This window comes from Devosia sp. A369 (assembly GCF_054489345.1).
Window position 1 is genome coordinate 44,460 of sequence record NZ_JBTMWV010000002.1, and the last position, 22,887, is coordinate 67,346.

General features: G+C 62.5%; 27 protein-coding genes and 2 tRNA genes. 21 read left to right on the plus strand and 8 right to left on the minus strand.

Annotation, left to right across the window (positions count from 1 at the left end; translation table 11 throughout):
• The first annotated feature begins 46 nt into the window (after positions 1 to 46).
• The 3 genes from ACX3OZ_RS03755 to ACX3OZ_RS03765 all read left to right on the plus strand — a co-directional run bounded on the left by ACX3OZ_RS03755 (position 47) and on the right by ACX3OZ_RS03765 (position 2,984).
• Positions 47 to 1,345: a hypothetical protein gene (locus ACX3OZ_RS03755; RefSeq protein ID WP_459096475.1), complete on the plus strand. Its 1,299-nt coding sequence runs from the start codon at positions 47 to 49 to the stop codon at positions 1,343 to 1,345.
• 95 nt (positions 1,346 to 1,440) lie between these two features.
• Positions 1,441 to 2,211, plus strand: a complete 771-nt coding sequence (locus ACX3OZ_RS03760; RefSeq protein WP_459096476.1) for an SDR family NAD(P)-dependent oxidoreductase — start codon at positions 1,441 to 1,443, stop codon at positions 2,209 to 2,211.
• 110 nt (positions 2,212 to 2,321) lie between these two features.
• Positions 2,322 to 2,984 (plus strand): OmpA family protein, encoded by a 663-nt coding sequence (locus ACX3OZ_RS03765; protein WP_459096477.1) that lies wholly within the window; start codon positions 2,322 to 2,324, stop codon positions 2,982 to 2,984.
• A gap of 65 nt (positions 2,985 to 3,049) precedes the next feature.
• Here ACX3OZ_RS03765 and ACX3OZ_RS03770 read toward each other — a convergent pair whose 3' ends face one another.
• Together ACX3OZ_RS03770 and ACX3OZ_RS03775 are read right to left on the minus strand one after the other, a co-directional pair.
• Complete coding sequence (locus ACX3OZ_RS03770) at positions 3,050 to 3,364, minus strand: hypothetical protein (RefSeq protein WP_459096478.1); 315 nt, start codon at positions 3,362 to 3,364, stop codon at positions 3,050 to 3,052.
• The gene (locus ACX3OZ_RS03775; RefSeq protein ID WP_459096479.1) at positions 3,364 to 3,621 is read right to left on the minus strand and encodes a hypothetical protein; all 258 of its coding nucleotides are present in this window, start codon (positions 3,619 to 3,621) and stop codon (positions 3,364 to 3,366) included. Before ACX3OZ_RS03775 ends, ACX3OZ_RS03770 begins: the two co-directional genes overlap by 1 nt.
• 138 nt (positions 3,622 to 3,759) lie before the next feature.
• On the opposite strand from ACX3OZ_RS03775, the gene ACX3OZ_RS03780 reads away from it, so the two are divergent.
• Both ACX3OZ_RS03780 and ACX3OZ_RS03785 read left to right on the plus strand, forming a co-directional pair.
• Positions 3,760 to 4,149 carry a PRC-barrel domain-containing protein gene (locus tag ACX3OZ_RS03780; protein ID WP_459096480.1) on the plus strand — a complete coding sequence of 130 codons (390 nt, stop codon included), beginning with the start codon at positions 3,760 to 3,762 and terminating at the stop codon, positions 4,147 to 4,149.
• Between the two features lie 104 nt (positions 4,150 to 4,253).
• The gene (locus ACX3OZ_RS03785; protein ID WP_459103851.1) at positions 4,254 to 4,676 is read left to right on the plus strand and encodes a nitroreductase/quinone reductase family protein; all 423 of its coding nucleotides are present in this window, start codon (positions 4,254 to 4,256) and stop codon (positions 4,674 to 4,676) included.
• Positions 4,677 to 4,698: 22 nt separating this feature from the next.
• Here the strand turns inward: ACX3OZ_RS03785 and ACX3OZ_RS03790 are convergent, their stop codons facing one another.
• Positions 4,699 to 6,039: a hypothetical protein gene (locus ACX3OZ_RS03790; protein ID WP_459103852.1), complete on the minus strand. Its 1,341-nt coding sequence runs from the start codon at positions 6,037 to 6,039 to the stop codon at positions 4,699 to 4,701.
• Positions 6,040 to 6,671: 632 nt separating this feature from the next.
• Between ACX3OZ_RS03790 and ACX3OZ_RS03795 the strand changes: the two genes are divergently transcribed.
• The gene (locus ACX3OZ_RS03795; RefSeq protein ID WP_459096483.1) at positions 6,672 to 6,992 is read left to right on the plus strand and encodes a hypothetical protein; all 321 of its coding nucleotides are present in this window, start codon (positions 6,672 to 6,674) and stop codon (positions 6,990 to 6,992) included.
• A 146-nt stretch (positions 6,993 to 7,138) separates the two neighbouring features.
• Here the strand turns inward: ACX3OZ_RS03795 and ACX3OZ_RS03800 are convergent, their stop codons facing one another.
• The 4 genes from ACX3OZ_RS03800 to ACX3OZ_RS03815 all read right to left on the minus strand — a co-directional run bounded on the left by ACX3OZ_RS03800 (position 7,139) and on the right by ACX3OZ_RS03815 (position 9,042).
• Positions 7,139 to 7,381 carry a hypothetical protein gene (locus ACX3OZ_RS03800; protein WP_459096484.1) on the minus strand — a complete coding sequence of 81 codons (243 nt, stop codon included), beginning with the start codon at positions 7,379 to 7,381 and terminating at the stop codon, positions 7,139 to 7,141.
• Positions 7,382 to 7,455: 74 nt separating this feature from the next.
• The gene (locus tag ACX3OZ_RS03805) at positions 7,456 to 7,728 is read right to left on the minus strand and encodes a DUF982 domain-containing protein (RefSeq protein ID WP_459096485.1); all 273 of its coding nucleotides are present in this window, start codon (positions 7,726 to 7,728) and stop codon (positions 7,456 to 7,458) included.
• 219 nt (positions 7,729 to 7,947) lie between these two features.
• A complete protein-coding gene (locus ACX3OZ_RS03810; RefSeq protein ID WP_459096486.1) occupies positions 7,948 to 8,745 on the minus strand; it encodes a hypothetical protein in 798 nt (265 codons plus the stop codon).
• A 222-nt stretch (positions 8,746 to 8,967) separates the two neighbouring features.
• Positions 8,968 to 9,042, minus strand: a tRNA-Thr gene (locus tag ACX3OZ_RS03815).
• Between the two features lie 124 nt (positions 9,043 to 9,166).
• Between ACX3OZ_RS03815 and ACX3OZ_RS03820 the strand changes: the two genes are divergently transcribed.
• The 9 genes from ACX3OZ_RS03820 (at position 9,167) to ACX3OZ_RS03860 (ending at position 16,053) form a co-directional block, all read left to right on the plus strand.
• Positions 9,167 to 9,331 (plus strand): hypothetical protein, encoded by a 165-nt coding sequence (locus ACX3OZ_RS03820; RefSeq protein WP_459096487.1) that lies wholly within the window; start codon positions 9,167 to 9,169, stop codon positions 9,329 to 9,331.
• A 276-nt stretch (positions 9,332 to 9,607) separates the two neighbouring features.
• On the plus strand, positions 9,608 to 10,900 hold the full coding sequence (murA, locus tag ACX3OZ_RS03825) for a UDP-N-acetylglucosamine 1-carboxyvinyltransferase (protein ID WP_459096488.1): 1,293 nt from the start codon (positions 9,608 to 9,610) through the stop codon (positions 10,898 to 10,900).
• A 747-nt stretch (positions 10,901 to 11,647) separates the two neighbouring features.
• A complete protein-coding gene (locus tag ACX3OZ_RS03830) occupies positions 11,648 to 12,082 on the plus strand; it encodes a DUF2948 family protein (protein ID WP_459096489.1) in 435 nt (144 codons plus the stop codon).
• Between the two features lie 57 nt (positions 12,083 to 12,139).
• Positions 12,140 to 13,432 carry a histidinol dehydrogenase gene (hisD, locus tag ACX3OZ_RS03835; RefSeq protein ID WP_459096490.1) on the plus strand — a complete coding sequence of 431 codons (1,293 nt, stop codon included), beginning with the start codon at positions 12,140 to 12,142 and terminating at the stop codon, positions 13,430 to 13,432.
• 8 nt (positions 13,433 to 13,440) lie between these two features.
• On the plus strand, positions 13,441 to 14,400 hold the full coding sequence (locus ACX3OZ_RS03840; RefSeq protein ID WP_459096491.1) for a UPF0262 family protein: 960 nt from the start codon (positions 13,441 to 13,443) through the stop codon (positions 14,398 to 14,400).
• Between the two features lie 175 nt (positions 14,401 to 14,575).
• Positions 14,576 to 14,794: a translation initiation factor IF-1 gene (infA, locus tag ACX3OZ_RS03845; protein WP_046138947.1), complete on the plus strand. Its 219-nt coding sequence runs from the start codon at positions 14,576 to 14,578 to the stop codon at positions 14,792 to 14,794.
• A 7-nt stretch (positions 14,795 to 14,801) separates the two neighbouring features.
• Positions 14,802 to 15,440: a Maf-like protein gene (locus ACX3OZ_RS03850; RefSeq protein WP_459096492.1), complete on the plus strand. Its 639-nt coding sequence runs from the start codon at positions 14,802 to 14,804 to the stop codon at positions 15,438 to 15,440.
• Positions 15,440 to 15,631, plus strand: coding sequence for a DNA gyrase inhibitor YacG (gene yacG / locus ACX3OZ_RS03855; protein ID WP_459096493.1), 192 nt, complete (start codon positions 15,440 to 15,442; stop codon positions 15,629 to 15,631). Before ACX3OZ_RS03850 ends, yacG begins: the two co-directional genes overlap by 1 nt.
• 346 nt (positions 15,632 to 15,977) lie before the next feature.
• Positions 15,978 to 16,053: transfer RNA gene (locus tag ACX3OZ_RS03860), tRNA-Phe, on the plus strand.
• 314 nt (positions 16,054 to 16,367) lie between these two features.
• On the opposite strand, the gene ACX3OZ_RS03865 is transcribed toward ACX3OZ_RS03860, so the two are convergent.
• A complete protein-coding gene (locus tag ACX3OZ_RS03865; protein ID WP_459103853.1) occupies positions 16,368 to 17,291 on the minus strand; it encodes a LysR substrate-binding domain-containing protein in 924 nt (307 codons plus the stop codon).
• A 128-nt stretch (positions 17,292 to 17,419) separates the two neighbouring features.
• Between ACX3OZ_RS03865 and ACX3OZ_RS03870 the strand changes: the two genes are divergently transcribed.
• The 6 genes from ACX3OZ_RS03870 to ACX3OZ_RS03895 all read left to right on the plus strand — a co-directional run bounded on the left by ACX3OZ_RS03870 (position 17,420) and on the right by ACX3OZ_RS03895 (position 22,866).
• Entirely contained in the window at positions 17,420 to 18,310 is an 891-nt protein-coding gene (locus ACX3OZ_RS03870; protein ID WP_459103854.1) for a substrate-binding domain-containing protein, read from the plus strand.
• 51 nt (positions 18,311 to 18,361) lie between these two features.
• The gene (locus tag ACX3OZ_RS03875; RefSeq protein ID WP_459103855.1) at positions 18,362 to 19,324 is read left to right on the plus strand and encodes a Bug family tripartite tricarboxylate transporter substrate binding protein; all 963 of its coding nucleotides are present in this window, start codon (positions 18,362 to 18,364) and stop codon (positions 19,322 to 19,324) included.
• Between the two features lie 75 nt (positions 19,325 to 19,399).
• Complete coding sequence (locus ACX3OZ_RS03880; RefSeq protein ID WP_459103856.1) at positions 19,400 to 19,864, plus strand: tripartite tricarboxylate transporter TctB family protein; 465 nt, start codon at positions 19,400 to 19,402, stop codon at positions 19,862 to 19,864.
• 14 nt (positions 19,865 to 19,878) lie between these two features.
• Positions 19,879 to 21,381, plus strand: coding sequence for a tripartite tricarboxylate transporter permease (locus tag ACX3OZ_RS03885; protein WP_459103857.1), 1,503 nt, complete (start codon positions 19,879 to 19,881; stop codon positions 21,379 to 21,381).
• Positions 21,382 to 21,463: 82 nt separating this feature from the next.
• Positions 21,464 to 22,195 carry a PIG-L deacetylase family protein gene (locus tag ACX3OZ_RS03890; RefSeq protein ID WP_459103858.1) on the plus strand — a complete coding sequence of 244 codons (732 nt, stop codon included), beginning with the start codon at positions 21,464 to 21,466 and terminating at the stop codon, positions 22,193 to 22,195.
• A complete protein-coding gene (locus ACX3OZ_RS03895) occupies positions 22,195 to 22,866 on the plus strand; it encodes a 4-carboxy-4-hydroxy-2-oxoadipate aldolase/oxaloacetate decarboxylase (RefSeq protein WP_459103859.1) in 672 nt (223 codons plus the stop codon). The genes ACX3OZ_RS03890 and ACX3OZ_RS03895 overlap by 1 nt, the downstream gene beginning before the upstream one ends.
• The last annotated feature ends 21 nt before the right edge of the window (positions 22,867 to 22,887 follow it).

The window sequence follows — 22,887 nt, forward strand, 5'->3', positions numbered from 1 at the left end:
TACCATCACGTGAAAGCTGCGTGGGTCTCATGAGGGGGTGAGTTCCGTGAAGAGTTTTTCGTCGACCAGCTTTGCTGGTCAGCCGGCCGAGATTCTCGACCTGGCCCAGGCCGCGGTGCGCCGCCATCCGCAGGCCCTGTTCACCGATTTCCAGTGGTTCCTGTTCGAGGGCAAGGACACGGTGTTTTTCACCGCCTTTTCCACCCAGAGCTTCGATCAGGACCGGCTGGGCAATCTGGTGGCCGAAATGGTGGCGCTGGCGCCGCAGCTGACGCATGGCTTTGCCGGCGCGCGCCCCGGCCAACCCTTTCCCAAACATATTCTCGATGCCATCACCACTGTCGAGCTGGTGGATGAACTGGATGGTTATCCCGACCGCTGGCTCGGCAAATCGCTGGATATCTTCGAGCACAAGGATCTGCCGCTATTCCGCGTCATGGCGGCGGTGCGCCGGGGCGGGCCGGATGCGGCGGGGCGGGCGTCGATCATCCAGATCCGCTCCAGCCATGCGCTGCTTGAAGGTTCGGATTCGGCGCTGCTGACCCGCTCGCAATCGGCCAGCCACGGCACCATGTCGGATCGTTCTAATCGGCTGGGTTGGCGCGCCCGCTGCAAGGGGGCGCTGCAGGGTGGGTTCATGGCGGTACTCTATATCGCCATCGCCAGCGTGCTGGCACCGGCGGAACAGCCCTGGGGCTTCCGCACCCTGGCGCTGCAGCGCCACCGACTGCGCCAATTGGCCAACAAGCTCGGCGTGCGGCAGCGCTCCTTGCTGTTTGCGCTGGTGACCCACGCGCTCAATGGCACCGGCGCCGAAAAGGCGATGAGCAAGAAGGTGATCGCCGCCGCCTATACCATGCTCGATACCCGGCGGAACGACGCCGATGACGAGTTTTTCCGGGTGCGGGCGCTGGAAGCCAAATTCACCGTGCTCGAGGATTTCGTCGATTACGTCCACGCCGTCGACGCTACCGTGGCCAGCATCGAGCAGAAGGACATCACCAAATTCCAGGTGATGATGAACGCCATGTTCAAGGCGCTGCGCGGCTTCAACCGCGTGCTGCCCGCGCTGCCGGGCAAACGCTTCTGGCGCTTCAATGGCGGCATCCATGTGGTGCTGACGCTGGTGCCGCCGCACCGCACCTATGGCCCGATGACCCATGGGTTGATCGAGCCGATCTATTGCGGCGCCTGGCACCCGGCCACCAATATCGTCACCTTTTGCCCCGGTCGCGAGCATGTGACGCTGAATTTCTCCATGGAGACCCGGCATCTGGCCAATGTCGACAAGGTGGTGGCGCTGCTCGAGGCGATGGAGGCGCGCGACGTCGCCCCGCGCGGGTAGCGCGAGCCCTCTTCCCGCTCTCCCCCGAGGAGAGGGAACGCTAGACTTGCTCCCCCGGCATGCCCGCGCTACCCACGCGGTCAACCGGAGGCTTCATGATCGAATTTGCGCATTATCCCAGTCTGTCCAGCACGCCCGTCGTTATTTCAGGCGGTGCCTCGGGCATTGGGGAAAGTCTTGTCCGCCACTTTGCCGCGCAGGGCGCCAAGGTCGGCTTTGTCGATATCGCCAAAACCGAGGGCAAAAAACTGGCGGCCGAGCTGACCCAAGCCGGCCACAGCGTGCGCTTCACCGCCTGCGATATCACCGACACCACGGCCTATCAGGCCGCCATTGCCGGCTTTGCCGAAGCCCATGGCGATGCGCTGGTGCTGGTCAATAATGCTGCCCATGACCAGCGCCATGACTGGCGTCAGGTCACGCCCGCCTATTGGGATGACAATATGGCGGTCAATCTCAAGCATGCGTTCTTTGCCATCCAGGCCGTGGCGCCGGGCATGATCAAGGCCGGGCGCGGCTCGATCATCAATACCGGCTCGATCAGCTGGATGATCATGTCGCCCGGCATTCCCATCTATGAAACCGCCAAGGCGGCGATCCATGGCCTGACCCGTTCCATGGCGCGCGAGCTGGGCAAATCCGGCATTCGCGTCAATTCGCTGGTGCCCGGCGCGGTCATCACCGAGCGCCAGCTGGCGCTGTGGATCGACGAGGCGGCTTTGCGCAGCATCGAGGCCGAGCAGGCGCTGGCCGGTCACGCTCATCCGCAGGACGTGGCGCGCATGGCGCTGTTTCTGGCCGCAGAAGACAGCGCCATGATCTCGGCCCAGCAATTTCTGGTCGATGGCGGCTGGGCGAATAGCTGATTATCGCCAAGACTGGTTCATCTGCCGTTCAGGCGCTATCGTTCACCACCATGCTGCCGTATTCAGTGGTCACCAACTGGCCATATACCAATCCTTCAGGGGGATTCTTGATGAAGTCGAAGATTCTGGTCGCTTTCGCGGCCGCCATGGCACTCTCTGCCTGCACGACCAACGCCTATACTGGCCAGCAGCAGCTTTCCAACACCGCCGGCGGCGGCCTGCTCGGTGCCGGTGGTGGCGCGGTGGCTGGTGCTCTGGTCGGCGCGGCGGTCGGTGGTGATCCGCGCGTCGGCGCGCTGATCGGCGCTGGCGTGGGTGGCCTGACCGGCGCCGGCATCGGCGCCTATATGGACCAGCAGGAATCCGAGCTGCGCGCACAGCTGCAGGGCACCGGCGTTTCGGTGACCCGTGTCGGCCAGAACATCGTGCTCAACATGCCGTCCAACATCACCTTCGCCACCGATCAGTCGACGGTGAACCCCGGCTTCAACCAGACGCTGGTCTCGGTCGCGCTGGTGCTCAAGAAGTTTGATAAGTCGATTGTCGACGTCTATGGCCACACCGACAGCCAGGGCGACGATAATTACAATCTCAGCCTCAGCCAGCGCCGCGCCGTTTCCGTGGCCACCATTCTGGCCAATCAGGGCATCGATCAGCGCCGCTTCTATATCGAAGGCAAGGGCGAAACGAGCCCGATCGCGTCCAACGCTACCGAGCAGGGCCGCGCGCAGAACCGCCGCGTCGAAATCCAGATCGCCCCGATCAACGGCTGATCGCGACGCTAGACCAACAAAAGGCGCGACCTCCGGGTCGCGCCTTTTTTCGTGGTGCGGTGGGTTTACTGGGCCACCGGCATGGCCGGATCGGTCGCCGGCGTGACCACGCTTTCCGAGGTCGGGGTGCCCGGCTGCATATCGGTGGCCGGCGCGCCCTGCAGCATCTGCATCACCAGCAGCACGGCGATGATGATGGCGAGGCCGATCAGCCCATAGAGCCACCAATTGGTCGGGCTGGTGCCGCCAACCGATGCGTCATGCTCACCGGCCACCCGCAGGGGCGAATTTTCCGGCACGTCAATGCGCGAGCCATTTTCGTCGACCAGCGCATCGACCCGCGCCACATTGGGCAGGGGTTGTTTGGGGACAGTTGCCATCAGAAATCTCCCTTGAAGACCGTTTGAGTGCCGACGCCGTTCTGCACGCCTTCGCGAATTTCGGCGATGGCGCGATCGATCTCGTCGGCGTCGAAGCCGAAATCCTCGCCCTCATGGCTGGCGCCGGTCACATCCGCCTTGAGCTGTTGCAGCAGGTCGATCTTCTCCTTGGCGGTGAATAGGCTGTTATGGGCGATACCCATCGGCGTAATCTTGTCGTGCCCACCGATGCGGTCGCGGAGGCTGTCAAAAACCATGGCACTTCTCCTTGGCATATGGGGTTGAGGACTGCTCAGAGATCAAATGCGCCGCTGCGCCGGGAGTTCCCCCGTTCTTTGTCGGAACCCCTGCGCCGGGGCGACGTTGACCCAGCACACCCAACACAGGAGAACGAGATGGCTTACGAAGACATTCGCGCTGGCGACGGCACCGTCAAGGAAACCCACGATCTCATCGCCTCTGACAAGGTTGAAGGCACCAAGGTTTATGATCCGCGGGGCGAGCATATCGGCTCGATCGAGCGCATCCTGGTGGAAAAGCGCAGCGGCAAGGTCTCCTATGCCGTGCTCAGCTTCGGCGGCTTCCTCGGCATCGGCAACGAGCATTATCCGCTGCCCTGGTCCAAGCTCAATTACGACGAGAGCCTGGGCGGCTACCGGGTCGACGTGACCAAGGAGCAGCTCACCAACGCGCCGAAATATGAGGATGAAGACGACGATTATTGGACCGCCGAAAATGGCCGCAAGGTCTATGACCATTATGGCGTCCCGCCTTATTGGATCTAGGCGCCTGCGTCCCCTCTCCGCTCAGAGAGGGGACGCGCTTTCGTCCTCGACAGGCCGGCGGATAGTTGTAAGGCTTGTTTCCCAAGGCAGATGAGGTTGGCAGCATGAGCAATTTTAACGAGCAGGTTATCGCCGACTTCAATCGCCATGGCGGCCACCCCGGCGGCCATTTCAAGGACGCCCCGGTGCTGCTGTTGCACGCTAGCGGGGCGAAATCCGGCCTGGAACGGACTCAGCCGCTGATGTTCCTGCAAGAGGCAGCCGGCCCCTGGTATGTCTTCGCCTCCTATGGCGGCGGCCCGAAGGACCCGGCGTGGTTTCACAATGTTGTCGCTCAGCCCGAGTTTGATATCTCAGTGGGCGATGGCACCACGATCGAGCGCATTCCGGTGCGCGCCCGCGTGCTGGACGGGGCCGAGCGCGACAGCGTCTATGCCAAACAGGCGAGCCTGTTTCCGCAATTCGCCAAATATGCAGAGACCACCACCCGCGACGTCATTCCAGTGGTCGAGCTGACCCGACGCTGACCCCGAGCCACGGCTAATGCCGTCAGGTATGCCAGCGCTTCATGAAATCGCCCGACGAAAAGCCGAACGGCGTTGCCGTTAGCGGGCTGATGGGGCGTGGACTATAGGAGAGCGGCTGGATCGCTGAGCCGTCCATATAGGTGATGCCGGCCTTGACCCCCAATTGCGCCAGGCCGACGGAGTCGACGCCGCGCGCAATCGTGTTCAGCCCGGCGGCGGAGGCGACGGCGCGAAGCTGGCACAGCTTTTGATACACCGAACCGTCGGTGCTGCGCCAATTGCTGAGATCGGTCGCCAGCGCCCAGACCGGCAGCTGCGCGGCTTCGGCAATCCGCAGATCGGACAGGTCGAAGGTCAGCGACAGCCATTTGACCTGTGGCGACAGTCTGTTCACCACCTCCAATATGGCCTGCGGCGTATGCGAACTGTCGATATCCACGATTTGCAGGGCAATCAGCCGCCGGTATGGCCCGCGAATTGCGGCCAGCAGCGCCGCGTAGGTGGCAAAACTGCGCGAATTGCTCAGCGTCTCATATTGCACCGGGATCAGCACCGGCGCGGCGCGTCCGGACGGCTTCATCTCGTAGAGCGACTTTGCCGCCCGTGACAGCATGAGAAAGTCCAGATTGGCGGCGGCTTCGTCATAGTCCCCATAGGCCAATCGGCTTTGCCCATGGCCGCGCCCTCTGGCATCCAGAATGCAGCGGTTGAGCGCCACGACATTCTTGGAGCGCTTCCAGCACGGCGAAAACAGCACTCTTGAACGGTCCACCAGGGAGCGCGTGCTGCCGGCGGTCTTGCGTTGGGCTTCGGCCTTGATCGTCCGCGTGTAATTGAACAGCCGGTCGATCAGCGTCCCCTCAACGCCATGCAGGGCTCCGCCATTGAGGGTGCCGACGAAATGTTCCGGCCGGATGCGGCCACGAATGAAGGGAATTTCCGTCACCAGCGCGTCGCAGATGCTCTGGGAAATCAGGCCGATTCTGCTGCGCGCTTCGGCCTCGGACAGGTCGAACAGGCACAGCAGATAGGTTGAATTACTGTAGATGCGGTAGAGGTCGAGCGGCCGCAGCTGCCGCTGCAGTTCCGTTTCCGTAATCTGGCGCACGCGCTCGCGCACCAGGTCCCAGGTCACGCCCAGCGCGGAGCGGATCTCGCTCAGGCCAGCGAATTCCAGGCTGCCGCCGACCACGCGACCCGCCACCGGGCGCGTGCCCTCGAAAATGGCCTCTAATCGCTGTTCGAACACATCGCCGCGTGGACGCTCCGCCGGCGCGCGCGGTACCGGGCGCCGGCTCGGGGCCACGCGCTTCGGCTTCAGCCCAACCCTGTCGGCCAGCGTCTCAACCCATGCCGCAACCATTCGGCGATTCCCCTCGATATATTGGGCGGCAATAGCGCGGCATCTTCGTGTGCCGTACCCGCCTCAGCCTTCGCCCTGCCGACCTCGATAGGCCCCGTTAAGGAGTCATTAACTACCAGCGTTAAGCATGGCATGCCATATCTCACGCCCGCCATCCACCGCCGCGGGTGGTTATCACCCCTTATTAACAGCGCTGCCCGCCGCAATCACACGCCGCCGCCGCAGAGCTAGCGGCCAAACCACATTGGCCATCTGCACCAGGAAAACGCGGCGGGTGAATCTGCGTGTAGGAAATTAGCTGAGTAAAAATAAGGGCCTACAGAATTTAGAGGCGAGCTATTTTTCTCGTGGCTACTGCACGGCACGCCGTTTGGGGGAAGGGATCTGGCCTGCTGGAGCCGTCGAAAAGCAGACAAAAAGCCTAAAACTTTACCAATTTCATTAACCAAATATTAACCACAAACTCGCCGTCGTCGTTAACGTCTGCGGTTCAGTTGTATGAATTGGTCGAGCCGGCCGAAGGCGCGATTCTAATGAACGCACACCGGCCGGGGAATCGAATTTCGCCAATGATTTGACGGCAGAGCCATGTCATCACACTGCTATGGGCAATATTTAAAAGGTGCGGACGAGTGAAAGACCGCATCGACTTCAATATTACCAATAAAGGGATCAGTGTCGGGGCTAGCGTTACCCGTGACTATTTTGACGAGCGGGTGCTGCCGCTGATCACCAGCCTGCTTGCCGACATGTCTCCCAGCCAGAAACGCCGCTTCGCCGCCGCCAGTCGCGCGATGAACCCGGCTGCAAAACCCAAGCCGGCAAGCGTCCCCAAGACCAAGGCCCTGGCGCCACGCCCTGCCGTTCCCGCCGACGTGACACCGGCCGCCGCCATCCGCTCCTACAGCCCCAGGCCTGCCAACAAGACCAACGGCACCGCCATCCTGGCCTGAGCCGCAAGGCAGAGTTGTTGTTGTCTGTTATCCAACGGCGAAAGGACCGGCCCGCTGCATTGCGGGGCGGTCTGTCTTTCAGTCACCAGGCTCTGCCGGCATGGATGCAACCGTTCGGCGAAAGCCTGCGGCGTTTCGCTCCAAGCTTACGCAGCACGCGCCAGTGGGAAGGTTTCAGCGTTGTAGAGGGTGCGGATTTGCGAGCCGTCGAAACGCTTCTCTTCCACTTCGAGGTAAGCCCCGCGCAGCAAGATGGCCGGCATATCCTCGACGGCGAAGCGGACAGCCTCAGCAACCGAGGCGAAGCGCCGATAGCCGATCTGGCGCGATGTTTTCGCGTTCCTGCCGGGAAAAAGTTCGGCGGGGGCGGAATAGTTGATGTTGGTCATGTTCATTTCCTTCTAGCTGGGTGGGGTAGGTTCCTCAAATGCCGGGAGCGCATATGCGTGATGCGCCGGCAGTGCTATGCGGCCGCATGTGCGGGCGGCACGCTGCTCTGGTTGACGACGCGGTCGAGAATGCCGGCGCGCTCCGCTGCCGCAATCAAATAGTTGCGCGCGGACTCGGCCGATACGAGGTTGTCCAAGGCGCTGCGACACATGGCTTTTGCACGCCTGTACTCGCCGGTTCTGGCGCCAGGCCAAAAAAGCTTCAAGTATTCCATTGCCTCAGAGGCGTTGCGAGCCTGATAGTTTCCAGTCCGGCTTTGTTTTAGCCGAAGAAAAACGGGCCGCATGAATGGTTTTCTTCCCATCATGTGCTCCAAATATTTTATTATATTGAGGTGCGGGCGACCCCGCCCAATATACATGGTGGATAAATTTGGGAATTCAAGGGGTTGGCATATTTAGGGTTGCCCGCGCCCACGCCTCAGCCGGCCTGTTCAAAAACCGGGCAAGCGTAAGTGTGCGCCCCGCCGCTGGCGCAAGGCGTACAATATGGCGCAGGACTGCTGCTAGTTAAGTATCTGCCCCACCTCGAAGCAGGACTGACCGTTGACGAAGGCAGTCGACGGGGCGCCGGCAAAGGCTTCGGTGAAGGCGCCAGGAAACAAGATAGATCCGGCGAAAATATCGCCCGACACGCCCGTAGAGGGCAGGACGCTTGCCCATTGCTGGAGCATTTCGGCGCCATTGGCCAGCACCGTGCCACTGCCGCAGGTCAGCGTGTTCTGCACGGTTTCGATTCTGCCGTAGGAGTTGGCCTCGAGGAAGGCGCGCAGCGCGCTGTCATCAACGGTATAGTCGATGAAGAAGCGCGCATACGGCACCTGCAGGCCGGCGTTCAACAACAGCGAATTTGCGCCAAAATCCCAGCCGATGCCGGCATTCCCGAGCAGGCCGACGCCGAGCGTGCCGGCGTCGCCGGCGATGCCGAGCAGACGAACTTGCATGTCCTCGAGCCCCTTGATCAGGGAGACCGAGGCGTTGATTTCACCGCCATAGACGAAATTGCTGGGATTGACGTTGGTGTGGCGCAGGCCGACGGCGAGATGGGGATTGAAGCCGTCGCCGATGGAAAAGCTGAGCCCGATAAAGCCGGTGGTGTCCCACCGATCCGAACCGGCCGATCCGGTCGGCGCCGAACAGGCGTTCCCGCCGTAAGCAAACCCGCTGTTGCCCTCGCTGCCGGCATAACATCCGCTCACTGCGGGCGCAGCCCATGCCGGTGAGGTCAGGGCAAGCCCACCGACCATGCCAAGGGCGAGCAACCCAGCACCAAGCGCCGCACGCGGCAGGAAAGAATCAAGCATTGGCAAGCCCTTACATTGTGCCATGGCTTAGACACGCTCCCGCCAAGACCAGCAATAGGCCGCAGGCCCGGAAGTGCCAATTCAGCCAGCGCGTAGGGAGTGCGCTGCGATGCTTGAAAGGACAAGGCATGGAAAGGCCCATGCGGACCGCCCGTGTGTAATCACTGGCGGCTTCAGATTGCCTGGTAAAACCAGATAGCTCTAGGATTTCAAAGGGAAAACTGGTGCTGCCGGACAGGATTGAACTGTCGGCCTCCCCCTTACCAAGGGGGTGCTCTACCACTGAGCTACGGCAGCATCGGCGCGGTGTTGGGTAGGGCTACCCGGCGCGACGGGGCTCCTTTGCCATAGGCCCAACCTCGACGCAAGGCCAAAAAACGCCTATCAACCATCTCAACGGCCAACACGATTCCCCACAGCGATGACCAAAACCCAACAAGCCGCCCAACGTGAGCAAAGATTGGCCGCAAAGCTCCGTGAAAACCTCAAGCGGCGAAAGGGGCAGACCAAGGCGCGCGAGCAATCCGAGCAGCAAGCGCCCGATCCCCAATCGCCCCCCGGAACCGATACGGTCAATAAACCGTAAACCAGTTTCGGGCGACTATGATGATAGTGAACTGCGATGTGGAGAAGATTCACGTCAGGACGAGACGAAAGGCGTGGCTTTCGAGAACCGGAGCGGAGCGTACAGCAGTACGTGAGCACCGGAAGCGCAGAGAGCAACGAGTTGCAGGCCGTCCTCACGTGAATATGCCCATATCGACGCTGAGTGCGGCGAGTCTGGCTTACGTGGCAACTAGGACTTGGCCTACCTCCCCTTCCAGGTAGATGGGCATCTGTGCCCGCCATATAGGACAAGACTATGGACCGTATCCGTTTGATCGGTGGCAACGAACTCAATGGCGAAATCCCGATTTCGGGCGCCAAGAATGCCGCTTTGCCGCTGATGATCGCCTCGTTGCTGACCGATGAGCCGCTGGTGCTGCAGAATGTGCCGCGCCTCGCCGACGTCAAGCAACTCGAACGCATCCTCGAGAATCACGGCGTCGATATCGCCGTGCATGGCCGCCGTCGCGGTGAGGAGGAGGGCGTCGGCCAGCGCATGACCTTTCTTGCCGCCGATATCGTCGACACCACCGCGCCCTACGAGCTGGTCTCCAAGATGCGCGCCAGCTTCTGGGTCATCGGCCCGCTGCTGGCTCGTTGCCACGAGGCCCGCGTCTCGCTGCCTGGCGGCTGCGCCATCGGCACTCGACCGGTCGATCTGTTCCTTTTTGGCCTCAAGGCGCTGGGTGCCGAAATCGACATCGATGAGGGCTATGTCGTCGCCAAGGCGCCCAAGGGCGGCCTGATCGGCGCGCATATCGTGTTCCCAAAAGTCTCGGTGGGCGCCACCCACACCATTCTGATGGCCGCCACCCTGGCCAAGGGCGTCACGGTGCTGGAGAATGTGGCGCAGGAGCCCGAAATCACCAATGTCGCCGAGTGTCTCGTGGCGATGGGTGCGAAAATCACCGGCATCGGCACCCGCACCCTCACCATTGAGGGCGTGGAAAAGCTGCATGGCGCCACCGTCGACGTGATTCCCGACCGCATCGAAACCGGCACCTTCGCCATGGCCGCGGCCATGACCGGCGGCAATGTGCTGCTCAAGGGCGCTCGCCCCGAGCATTTGCAGTCAGCGCTGGATATTCTGGCCCGCACCGGCGTCCAGCTGACCGTTGAGCCCGAGGGCCTGCGCGTCCAGCGCAATGGCAATGGTGTGTTGCCGGTCGATGTTGAAACCGACCCGTTCCCCGGCTTCCCGACTGATCTGCAGGCCCAGTTCATGGCGCTGATGACCATGGCCTCGGGCACCAGCCAGATTCGCGAAACCATTTTCGAGAATCGCTACATGCATGTGGCCGAACTGGCCCGCTTCGGCGCCGATATTTCGGTCGATGGCCAATTGGCCACCGTCCACGGCAGGACCCGCCTCAAGGGCGCGCAAGTGATGGCGACCGATCTGCGGGCCTCGGTGTCGCTGGTCATCGCCGGCCTCGCCGCCCAGGGCGAAACCATCGTCACCCGCATCTATCACCTCGATCGAGGCTTTGAACGCCTGGAAGACAAACTCAGCCGCTGCGGCGCCGAGATCGAACGGCTGGCCGGGTAGGGCGGCGGTCGCCGCCCTAAAGCTTTCCACAAACGGGGACACGGTGGATGGAAAGTATCGCCCACCCACCGGTTTCACCCTCCCCCTTGCGGGGAGGGAGAGCGAGATAGGAGTTAGCCCTTGCTAACTCCGTCATCGAGCCGGGAGGGGGGCGAGAGCCCCGATGAACGTGGCCAACCACCCCCACCCTTGATCCCTCCCCGCAAGGGGGAGGGTGTCGACTGAGAAGGCTGTGCGCCTTCCACCACCCCAGCCGTCACCCTCGGGCTTGACCCGAGGGCTCTTCACTTGTTGAGCGTGCGGCAAGTACAGTCCCCGCGGGTCAGGCCCGAGGGTGACGCGCGGTGGATTGGATGACTTATCCATCTTATCCCCGCCCCCAATTCCTCCCGCATACTCCCCTCATCGCCCACGCCAGAGCGCGATCATGACGAGTGATGAGCGTGGGGACGGTCGGGGATGGGAGGTCGCTCCCATTGGGCAGAGGAAACCGGCAGCTGCGTCTGCAACATTGGCGTACCTGAACCAACCTGCGAAAATCCCGGCATGATGGCGAGGCGGCTGTCTCACTATCTAACTATCCATGGAGGCAATCGCCTCGCCATCATCGCTCGAAAACCGCACACAGGCGGCGCTTTGGCACGCCTTTTCTGCGCCGCCGCATTGCCCCTATCAGCTCAAACTTGTAGATCGGGAAGGGCGTGACCAGATAGGGTCGTTTGCACGCCAAAAAAGGGCCGACCATCCATGAGCGATCTCAAGCTGCTGGCGCTTGATACCGAGGACCTTGAAGTCATCTCAACCCATGTGCAGGACGCCGTGGTGCGGGTGGCTGACATGGGCTATGCGCGCGGCGACCGCCGCTTTGCCCTGCTGATGAACCGCTTCGATTGGGAATCGGGCTCCGGCCGGCGCGACAAGGGCGTGCGCAAGCGCGCCGCGCTGCATTTCGATGCGGTGCAGTCGGTGGTCAGCAATGGCTTTGATCCGGCGGCGCCCGAAGGCGTGCTCAACCTGCTCGCCATCACCTTCATGCCCATCGATGGCCCGGCCGGCATTATCGAACTCAGTTTTGCCGGCGGCGGCACGGTGCGGCTCGGCGTCGAATGTCTCGAAGCCCGCCTGTCGGATCTCGGCGCCACCTGGGCCGCCACTGCCAAGCCCGCTCACGCGCTGGATTGAACCCAGCTGCTTTGCGCAGCCGGCCCCGGCCGGTGAAAATTTACAGGAAGTTCTTGCATGCCGATTCGCCTCGATAGCGCCGATAGTGATTTTGAACAGCGGTTCCAGGACCTGCTGGATGGCAAGCGCGAGTCCAGCCGGGACGTCAATGATGTGGTCGCCGGCATCATCGCCGACGTGCAGGCGCGGGGCGACGTTGCGCTGGTCGAGCTGACCAACCGGTTTGACCGCACCAGCTATACCGCCGCCGATTTGCGAATCGGCACCGACGAGATCGACGCCGCCGCCGCGCAGGTCAACGACGCCGTGCGCGGCGCCTTGCAGACCGCGCATGACCGCATCTGGGCGCATCACGAAAAGCAGCAGCCGCAGGATCAGATCTATACCGATGCCTTGGGCGTGACCCTGGGCACCCGCTGGACCCCGGTCGATGCCGTGGGCATCTATGTCCCGGGCGGTCTGGCCACCTATCCCTCCTCGGTTCTGATGAACGCCGTGCCCGCCAAGGTCGCGGGTGTCGAGCGCATCGCCATGGTGGTGCCGACCCCCGATGGCCAGATTGCGCCGGCCATTCTGCTCGCCGCCAAGATTGCCGGCGTCACCGAGATCTATCGCGTTGGTGGCGCGCAGGCCGTGGCCGCTCTGGCTTATGGCACCGCCACCATTGCGCCGGTCGACAAGATTGTCGGCCCCGGCAATGCCTATGTTGCCGCCGCCAAGCGCCAGGTGTTTGGCAAGGTCGGCATCGACATGATCGCCGGCCCCTCTGAAGTGCTGGTCATTGCCGATGGCTCGGCCAACACCGCCTGGGTCGCGGCCGATCTGATTGCCCAGGCCGAACATGGCTCCGGCGCCCGCTCGATCCTGGTCACCACCGAAAAGGGTCTGGCTGACGCCGTGGCCGCCGAGGTCGATCGCCAGATCAACGCCTTGCCCAATCCGGCCAATGCCCGCGAAGGCTGGGACGAGCACAGCGCCATCATCACCGTCGCCTCGCTCACCGAGGCCGTCGCCCTGGCCAACCGCATTGCCTCCGAGCATGTCGAACTGGCGCTGGATGACCCGCAATCCATCCTGCCCTTGATCCGCCATGCCGGCGCGATCTTCCTCGGCCACCACACGCCCGAAGCCATTGGCGACTATGTCGGCGGCTCCAATCACGTGCTGCCCACCGCCGGCACCGCCCGCTTCGCCTCCGGGCTCGGCGTGCTCGATTTCGTCAAGCGCACTTCCATTCTGGGCTGCGACCCCACCTCTCTGGCCGCGCTCAGCGAGGCGGCGGTGATTCTGGCCGAGGTCGAAGGGCTCGACGGCCACGGTCGCTCGGTTTCCATCAGGCTCAACCATTGAGCATCGCGATGGACAATCAGGCGAAACCGACTGCTACCGATCGCCTGGTCACCGTCACGCTCGATCCCAACACCATCACCTCGATCAATCCCGACGAGGTGCATGAGTGGCGCATCGCCATTTTCGACCTGCTCGAAGACAATAGTTTCCGCCCGGCGCGGGTCACGGCCAAGGGGCCGTTCGCCCTGCATATGTCGATTGTCGGCAATTACATCGTGCTCGACGTGCGCCATCCCGAAACCTTCCAGCCGATCGCGGCGCATTATCTGTCGCTGACCCCGTTCCGCCGGCTGATCCGAGATTATTTCCGCATTCGCGACGCCTATTACGAGGCGATCCGTTCGGCCATGCCGTTCCAGATCGAAACCGTCGATATGGCGCGGCGCGGCATGCATAACGAAGCCGCCGAACTGCTGCGCACAAGGCTCGACAACAAGCTGGTGATCGATCTCAACACCGCAAGGCGCCTGTTCACCCTGATCTGCGCCGTGCAGCCCTATGCCAGCCGCATTGACGAGGCCACCAGCGAGCTGCCCACGGTGCTGTTCGTCTGCTCGATGAATTCGGTGCGCTCGCCCATTGCCGCCGCGCTGGCGCGGCAGGCCTTCCCCGGTCGCATCATCGCCCGCTCGGTGGGCGTGCATGGCGGCAAGGCCGATCAATTCGTCTATGAGGTGATGGAAGAGATCGGCATTGATATGAGCGTCCATACCCCCCATATCCTCGACGAGCTGGTCGCCAACCGCTTTGACCTGGTGATTACCCTGTCCGACGACGCCTTGGAGGCCGTGTCCCGCAAGGAGCTGGAGGCCGGCGCTATCGAGTCCTGGGACGTGCCGGACCCCTCGCTGGTCGAGGGTAATCGCGAGGTGGTGCTGAGCGCCTATCGCGCCTTGCGCGACAGTCTGCGCCAGCGCGTCCGCGAGCGGCTGGAGCCCTTGGTTTCCGGTGGTTCACAAATCCGTTGAATTGAAGTAGGTTCCGGCCAAATTCCGACCTTCGGTCGGCAAATCAATGCCTAGAGCAAGGGGCGAAAAACTGGGAACCGGCTTTTCGGAAACCCCCTTGCGGTAATAAACACTGGAGCCGGCGATTTGAATCTGTCAAATCGCCTTAGGCTCCATGGTCCTTTCAGGAGACAGAATGGCGAAGGAAGAAGTGCTCGAATTTCCGGGCGTAGTGGTTGAATTGCTTCCCAATGCGACGTTTCGCGTCAAATTGGAGAATGAGCACGAGATCATTGCCCACACTGCAGGCCGCATGCGCAAGAACCGCATCCGCGTGCTGGCGGGCGATAAGGTCCTGTGCGAAATGACGCCATACGACCTGACCAAGGGCCGTATCACCTACCGATTCAAGTGAGCCACTGATGGCCAGCCGCCCGGACCTGATTCTGGCCTCGGCCTCGCCGCGCCGGCTGGCGCTGCTCAATCAGATCGGCATTGAGCCCGAGCATCTGGTGCCGGCTCATGTCGATGAAACACCCGAAAAGGGCGAGCTGCCGCGCAAGCTGGCGATTCGCCTCGCCGACCTCAAGGCATTGACCGCCCAGCACAAGGCCCGCTCTGCCGGCTTTGGCCAGGGCGCGCTGGTGCTGGCCGCCGATACGGTGGTCGCCGTCGGCCGCCGCATCCTGCCCAAGGCCGAGACTATGGAAGAGGCCACCGAGTGCCTCCGCCTGCTCTCGGGCCGCTCCCACCGCGTCTATACCGCGCTGACCGTGCTGACGCCCTCCGGCGCCAAGCGGCAGCGCCTCACCGAGACCCGCCTGCGCTTCAAGCGCCTCTCGACCCGCGAGATGGAAGCCTATCTGGCCAGCGCCGAATGGCGCGACAAGGCCGGCGGCTACGCCATCCAGGGCATTGCCGGGGCCTTCGTGGTCAAGCTCTCCGGTTCCTACACCGGCGTCGTCGGCCTGCCGCTGATGGAAACCGCGCAACTGCTCGCCGGCGAGGGCTATCCGGTGCATTTCAACTGGCTCAACCAATCCACCCTGTCGGGCGTCTGATGGCACCCGAGAAGAAATGTCCGATCTGCGGCAAGGCGGCGGTGGAAGCCTTCCGCCCCTTCTGCTCCAAGCGCTGCGCCGACGTCGATCTCAACCGCTGGCTCACCGGCGCCTACGTCATTCCGGCCCGCGATGACGAGCCCATGGTCGGCGACAACAACGCCGACTCAGGCGACGACGACGAATTCTAATTCCCGCCCCGCCGCACTCCCGCATACTGCCTGTATCGCGGCAACGCCGTCCCGGTCGCTACCGCCCGTCGCGCCGCAAGCAGCAGGGATTTTCCACATGCGCAGTAGCGATGTCGCACTATGCGCCCCAGCTATTTCTGGCATCCTCGCTGCTGTCACCGCCGCGTTCTCGGCGTTTTACGCCAGATTGCTCCCGCCTTGGCACGCGCGCTGCTCGCTTGGACCGAGCGAACCCTGTGCATGATCCCAAACTCCTTTTCCACATACGCTTTTCCCGCTTGCACCCTCAAAAACCATCACCTATAAGGCCGATGGCTTTCAGCCGGGCGGACCCTTCCGCCCCGTTGCCCGGGTAGCTCAGTTGGTAGAGCAGCGGATTGAAAATCCGCGTGTCACTGGTTCGATTCCGGTCCCGGGCACCATTTTTTCTCATTTAAAATCAATGATTGACAAGAAACAGTGGTGACCCTGCTGTGCCAAAGCTTGCCGAGTTTGGTCTGCACAAAATTCGCACAGCTTTTTTGATGCCCATCGAAACTATGATGCGTGCATGGGACAGGCAGTCAAAGCCGCCAGCGGTTCTCCGTCAAGGGACTAGCCAACTTCGTTTTCGTTGAAGACGCGAGATGAGCAGGCGGCCAAGTCTATGGCTGAAGATATCTGGCAAGAGCAGTGCGCGCTCGCGCGCAACGGCGTTCTGCTGAAGCCAAAATACTTTGCGTCCTCGAAAAGCAAGTCAACTATCGAACAACTTCGATTCGTGCATAGCCTCCAGATAGGCTGATGTCAGGCACTGATCCAACTCAGATAGTTCGGGCCTTGTTTGCACTCGGACGGGGTGAATAATGCCGAATGAAAATTCTATGCTTGGCCGCAACGGTTTGCGTATGTAGCCCATGGGCTTGAGCTTCAAGGCGGTAAAGGGATCAATGATCCCGCATCCCAAGCCGGCGGTGACGAACATGACCAGCGATGCGGCGGTCGCGGTTTCCACGGCTATCCGGCAGCGTAGCCCCAGGCTGTCGAAGGCCTGTTCGACCTTGTAGCGAGTGAGATTGTGGCTCTGCAGGACCACCAGCGGCTCGTCGTCCAGCATGGCAAGGTCGATGGCGGGTTCGTTGCAGAGGTGATGACCGGGCGGCAGAATGCACACCCCCTCGACGACTGGGAGCGTGGTGATCAGATCCGCCGGATACTCAACCGGCAACATGGTCAGCGCCACATCGAACTCCTGCTCGTTGAGCCAGCGGCGATTGTCTCGGCGCGCGATCACGTCGGTCGAGATGCTGATATCGGGAAATAGGCGCCGGAAGCGCAATATGGCGTCGGGCAAGATGGAATGGGCCATGGCCGAGTTGGCAAAGACGTGAATCGGGCGCTGCGGCATGCGGTCGATTTCCCGCAGTACCGCATCGAGATAGTCGACGCGGGCCAGCGTCTCTTGCGACGCATCAAACAGCCATTCCGCTTTTGACGTCGGCACCAGCCGACCACCGGTGCGCAGGAACAACACCGTCCCCAACTGCCCCTCCAGTTCAGCCAGGGTTCGGCTGACGGCCGGCTGGCTGATGTTGAGGGTGCGACCGGCTTCGATCGTACTGCCCGTGAGCATCATGGCCCGGAAGACTTCCATGTGCCGGAGTTTGAAGCGCCACGCCATGCGTATCTATGCAGTTTGGTTATAGGATTAGAGAATCATCGCATTTGACCGCATGGGCGGCAAGCTAAAGATTGGCGCCGAGTTGAAGGGCTCCACGGGAGCTCACAAACCGGAAGCAAGGAAACCAGGTGTCGACCGTCCCGCATCTCAAAAGTGCCATAGGCAATATGGTTCAGGTCCAGTCGCTGCACGAAGGCGCGCAGCTCTCCGAGCGTGTCGGGCTGGATCTCGTTGCCGTGGAGCCGTTCCATCTGGCCTTTCGGCGCATGGTGCGAGACCTGGAATTTGAGCTGTCCGAGATGCCCATTGCCACACTCGGCCAGGCGCTGTCGGCGGGCGTGCCCATCGTCGGTCTGCCGATCCCGGCCTCGCGTCGCATGCACCACACCTCGATCCTCTGCCGCATCGACTCCGACATCGGCGGACCGCAGGACCTCATCGGTCGCCGCGTTGCCGCGCGCTCCTGGCCGCAGACTAGCGGCATCTGGATCCGGGGAATTCTGCAACATGAATACGGCATTGATCTGCGCCAGGTGCAGTGGATCATTCAGGAAGGTCCGCACGTCCCCCAATTCGCCGATCCCGACTTCGTGACGCTGGAGGAAAGCGACGAGAGCTTGCTTGATCTGCTTCGCACCGGGAAAGTGGATGCGATTACCGGGTTGCACGGCATTCCCGAGGGCACCCGCCCGGTGATCGACAATGCCCGGGAAGCCGCCGCTGCCTGGTATGAGCGCACGGGGATTTTCCCGGTCAATCATGTCATTTGCCTGCGCCGTGACGTGCTCGCAGCCAATCAATGGCTTCCAGAAGCCATCACCGATGTCTTCACCAAGGCCGCCGACATCGCCCGGCGGCGTGGCGATCTTGACAGCACCAGGCACGGGCTGCCGCCTGGGCTGGACCTTTACCGCATCGGCCTCGAAGCCAACCGCAGTTCGATGCAGATGCTCGTCGACTATTCGATCGAACAGCAGATTCTGCCCGCATCGATCAGCCTCGAAAGCCTGTTCGTCTAGCCACCTGGGGTCGACTGGCCCCGAATTTTTACAATCACTGGGAGGAAAACCATGAAACTGTCCAAAGCCCTTTTCGCCTCGGCTCTGATGCTTGCAGCCGCAAGCGGTACGGCCGTCGCGCAGACCTATCCCGACAAGCCGGTGACGCTGGTCGTGCCATTCGCTCCGGGCGGCGCGGTGGATCTTGTCGGCCGTTTTCTCGGGGACAAGCTCAGCGCCATCTGGGGGCAGACCGTCGTGGTCGAAAACATCCCCGGCGCCGGCACGCTGCTGGCAACCGGCCAGGTCGCCAATGCCCGTCCAGATGGCTACACGCTGCTGGTGAACTCGGCGACCGTCACCATGAGCGCTGCCATTCAGGAACAGCCGCTGGTCAACCCGGCCGACGAGCTGACCCATATCGGCCGCATCGGCGCCACGCCGCTGCTGCTGGCCGTCAGCCCATCGCTGGGCGTCACCAATTACGCAGAGTTCGCGGCACTGGCCAAGGAACGCCAGCTGAACTATGCGACCGTCGGTCTGGGTTCGCTGAACCAGTTCGCGTCTGAAATCCTGCGCTCCGCCGCCGAGCTGCAGATGTCGCCGGTTCACTACAATGGCGGCTCGCCGGCAATGACCGACGTGATCGGCGGCCATTCGGACATGTTCTACGGCAGCATTACCCAGGTCATCCCGCACGTGCGCGAAGGCTTGATGACCGGCATTCTGGTGTCCAGCCTCGAACGTTCCGACGCCATGCCCGATCTGCCCGCGCTTGGTGAACTCGGGCTTGAGGACGCTGTCATCGAAAACTGGTGGGGACTGTTTGGCCCCAAGGACATGGATGCCGACCTGGTCGCGCAGATCAATGCCGATCTCAACAGCGTGCTGCAGACGCCCGAAATGGCCGAGTTCCTGCAGCGTGATGGCGGCCGCCCGATCTGGGGCACGCCGGAAGAGTTCACCGCGCAGGTCAAGAGCGAATATGCGCGCTGGCGCCAGGTCGCCGAGGAACAGGGCATCCAGCCCGAATAACAACAGAAACCACGACTGAGCAGTGGGCTGCCCACGCAACGGGCGGCCCGCTCGCCAATTACAGGAGGAGGGAGCATGACCATCAAAAGTCAAAAGGACTTCCTCGCCGGGACGATCTTTCTCGTTATCGGCGTCTGCTTTGCCTACGCATCGGCGCAGTATCGGCTGGGCACCCCGGGCCGCATGGGCCCCGGATTTTTCCCGTTGATCCTGGGTAGCGCGCTGGGCCTGCTGGGCGCCGGCGTCATGCTCGGCGCCTGCCGGGGCGAGCCGGTTGAGGACGGCAAGCTGGAGGCCCTGAACCTGCGGGGGCTGTTTCTGATCGTCGCGGCGACCTGTGCCTTCGCGCTGTTGATCCAGCCCATGGGCCTGCTGTTTACCCTGGCGGCCTGCGCGGCCATCACCACCTTTGCCGCGCCCGCGGCCCGGCCCCGCACCGTTATGGCCAACATCGCGGTGCAATTGGTCATCGGGCTGGGCATTTTCCACCTTCTGCTCAAGCTGCAGATCCCACTCCTGCCGACGATCTTCGGCTTCTAGGGCAAAGCAAGACCATGGATTTCGTTTCAAATCTCGCTCTGGGCCTGCAGGTAGCGCTGACCTTCGAGAACCTGATCTACGCCGCCATCGGCTGCTTTCTCGGCACGCTGATTGGCGTGTTACCGGGCCTCGGTCCGCTGACCACCATCTCGATGCTGCTGCCCTTCACCTTTGGACTCACCCCGATCGGCTCGCTGATCATGCTGTCCGGCATTTACTACGGCGCGGCCTATGGCGGATCCACCACCGCCATCCTCGTCAACCTGCCGGGCGAAGCCTCCTCCGTCGTCACCACGATTGATGGCCATCAGATGGCCAAGCAGGGGCGTGCCGGCCCGGCTTTGGCGGCGGCGGCCATCGGCTCGTTTTTCGCCGGCAGCGTCGGCGTGCTGGCCCTGGCCATGTTCTCCGGCCCCATCGCCAAGGTGGCGTTCAGCTTCGGCCCGGCCGAGTATTTCTCCCTGATGTTCCTCGGGCTGGTCGGCGCCGTGTCGCTCACCTCCGGCCCACTGCTGAAGTCGCTCTGCATGATTCTGCTGGGGCTGCTAATCGGCCTAGTGGGGATGGACATCAATTCGGGCGTGGTCCGTTTCTCGTTCGGCAATCCGGCCCTCTGGGAGGGCATCGACTTCATCGTGATTTCGATCGGTATCTTTGCCTTCTCCGAGATCGTCAGCACGCTGGAGCGGAACAAGGATGGCGCCGCGGAGGTCGCGCCGATCACCTCCATCATGCCGACCCGCGAGGACATAAGGCGCATGACGCCCGCCATCCTGCGCGGCACTGCGCTGGGCTCGTTTCTGGGCGTGCTGCCCGGGGCTGGCGTGTCGCTGGCTTCGTTCTTCGCCTATAGCCTCGAAAAGCGCACCTCCAAGTACAAGCACGAGTTTGGCAAGGGCGCCATCGAGGGTGTCGCCGGGCCTGAGTCCGCCAATAATGCGGCTGCTCAGACCTCCTTCATCCCGACACTGACGCTGGGCATTCCGGGGTCGGCGACCATGGCGCTGATGCTCGGGGCGATGGTGATCCACAATATCCAGCCTGGCCCAGGCGTGGTGACCAACAACCCCGATCTGTTCTGGGGGCTCATCGTCTCCATGTGGATCGGCAACCTGTTCCTCGTGGTGCTCAACCTGCCGCTCATCGGCATGTGGGTCCGCCTGCTGCGTATCCCCTACACCATGCTGTTCCCAGCGATCCTGATGTTCTGCTGCATTGGCGTTTACGCCAGTTCCTACTCGCTGCTCGATGTCTACATGGTGGCTGGGTTGGGTGCGGCCGGATACGTCCTGTCCAAGCTGAACTGCGAACCCGCCCCACTGCTGCTCGGCTTCGTGCTCGGCCCCATGGTGGAAGAGTATTTCCGCCGCGCCCTGGTGCTGTCGCAGGGGGACTTCTCGGTGTTCATCCTCCGGCCGATCTCGGCCACGCTGCTCGCCATCGCCTTCGGCATGCTGGTCTTTGCCGCCTTGCCCAAGCTGCGGCGCGCCCGCCGCACCGCCTTTGCCGAGGATTGATCCCGGCAAAATACACTGCTCTGACCGATCGGGCTGATCGGTCAGGGTCCCTGTAAATTCTATCCAGTCCGGAACTCTCGAAATGACCCAAAAGACCGCTCTCATTGTGAGCGCCCATTCGGCCGACTTCGTCTGGCGCTGCGGCGGCGCCATCGCTGCCCATGTCGAAAAGGGTTACGACGTTACGGTGGCCTGCCTGTCCTATGGTGAGCGCGGAGAAAGCGCCAAGCTGTGGAAGCTACCGGGCATGACCCTGGACAAGGTTAAGACCGAGCGCCGCCGCGAGGCCGAGGCCGCCGCCACGGCGCTGGGCGTGCATGACATCCAGTTCTTCGATCTGGGCGACTATCCGTTGGAGATGACGCGAGAAGCCAAGGACCGGCTGGTCGACGTAATGCGCGCGGTGCAACCGGCCTTCATGATGACCCACTCCAAATACGACCCCTACAACACCGACCACATGTATGTGTCGCAGTGGACGCTGGAATGCCGCGCCATCGCGCAGGCCTGGGGGCACAATCCAGAACAGAAGATCCTTGGCGCGCCGCAGGTCTATCTGTTCGAACCGCACCAGACCGAGCAGATGGACTGGAAGCCCGACGTGTTCCTCGACATCACCGAGGTGTGGGACAAGAAATGGGCCGCCATCCAGTGCATGGAAGGCCAGGAGCATCTTTGGCACTATTACCGTAACCTGGCCGAGAACCGCGCCAACCATTTCACCCGCAATTCCGGCGGGCGGTCTGGCGGACGTCCGGCCAAATATGCCGAAGGCTTCCAGTCGATCTTCCCGCGCACCGTGGATGAACTCTGATGGCTGTGGTCGTCCAGAACATCGAACGGGCTGATCCCGCCATCATCGCCGGCCTCGCCGAATGCGGCGTTGCCACCGTGCATGAGTCGCAGGGGCGCAAGGGGCTACTGGCCGCCTATATGCGGCCCATCTATTCGGGCGCCCGGCTGGCCGCCTCTGCGGTCACCATCTCGGCGCCGCCTTGCGACAACTGGATGGTGCATGTCGCCATCGAGCAACTGCGTGCCGGCGACATTCTGGTGCTGGCGCCGACCTCGCCTTCCGACGCGGGCTATTTCGGCGACCTGCTGGCCACCTCCGCTCAGGCACGCGGCTGTCGTGGCCTGATCATCGACGCCGGCGTGCGCGACGTGGTGGACCTGACCGCGATGGGTTTCCCTGTCTGGTCCAAGGCCATTTCCGCGCAGGGCACGGTCAAGGAGACGCTGGGCTCGGTCAATGTGCCGATCGTCTGCGCCGGCGCTCTGATCAATCCCGGCGACATCATCGTCGCCGACGATGACGGCGTGTGCGTGGTGCGGCGCGAAGAAGCGGTCGAGGTGCTGGAGGCCTCGCGCCAACGTGTTGCCAATGAAGAAACCAAGCGCCAACGCCTGGCCGCCGGTACGCTGGGCCTTGACATTTACGGCATGCGCGAGCGTCTCGCCGAAAAGGGCCTGAAGTATATCTGACAGGCAGCGTCTCTAATCGCC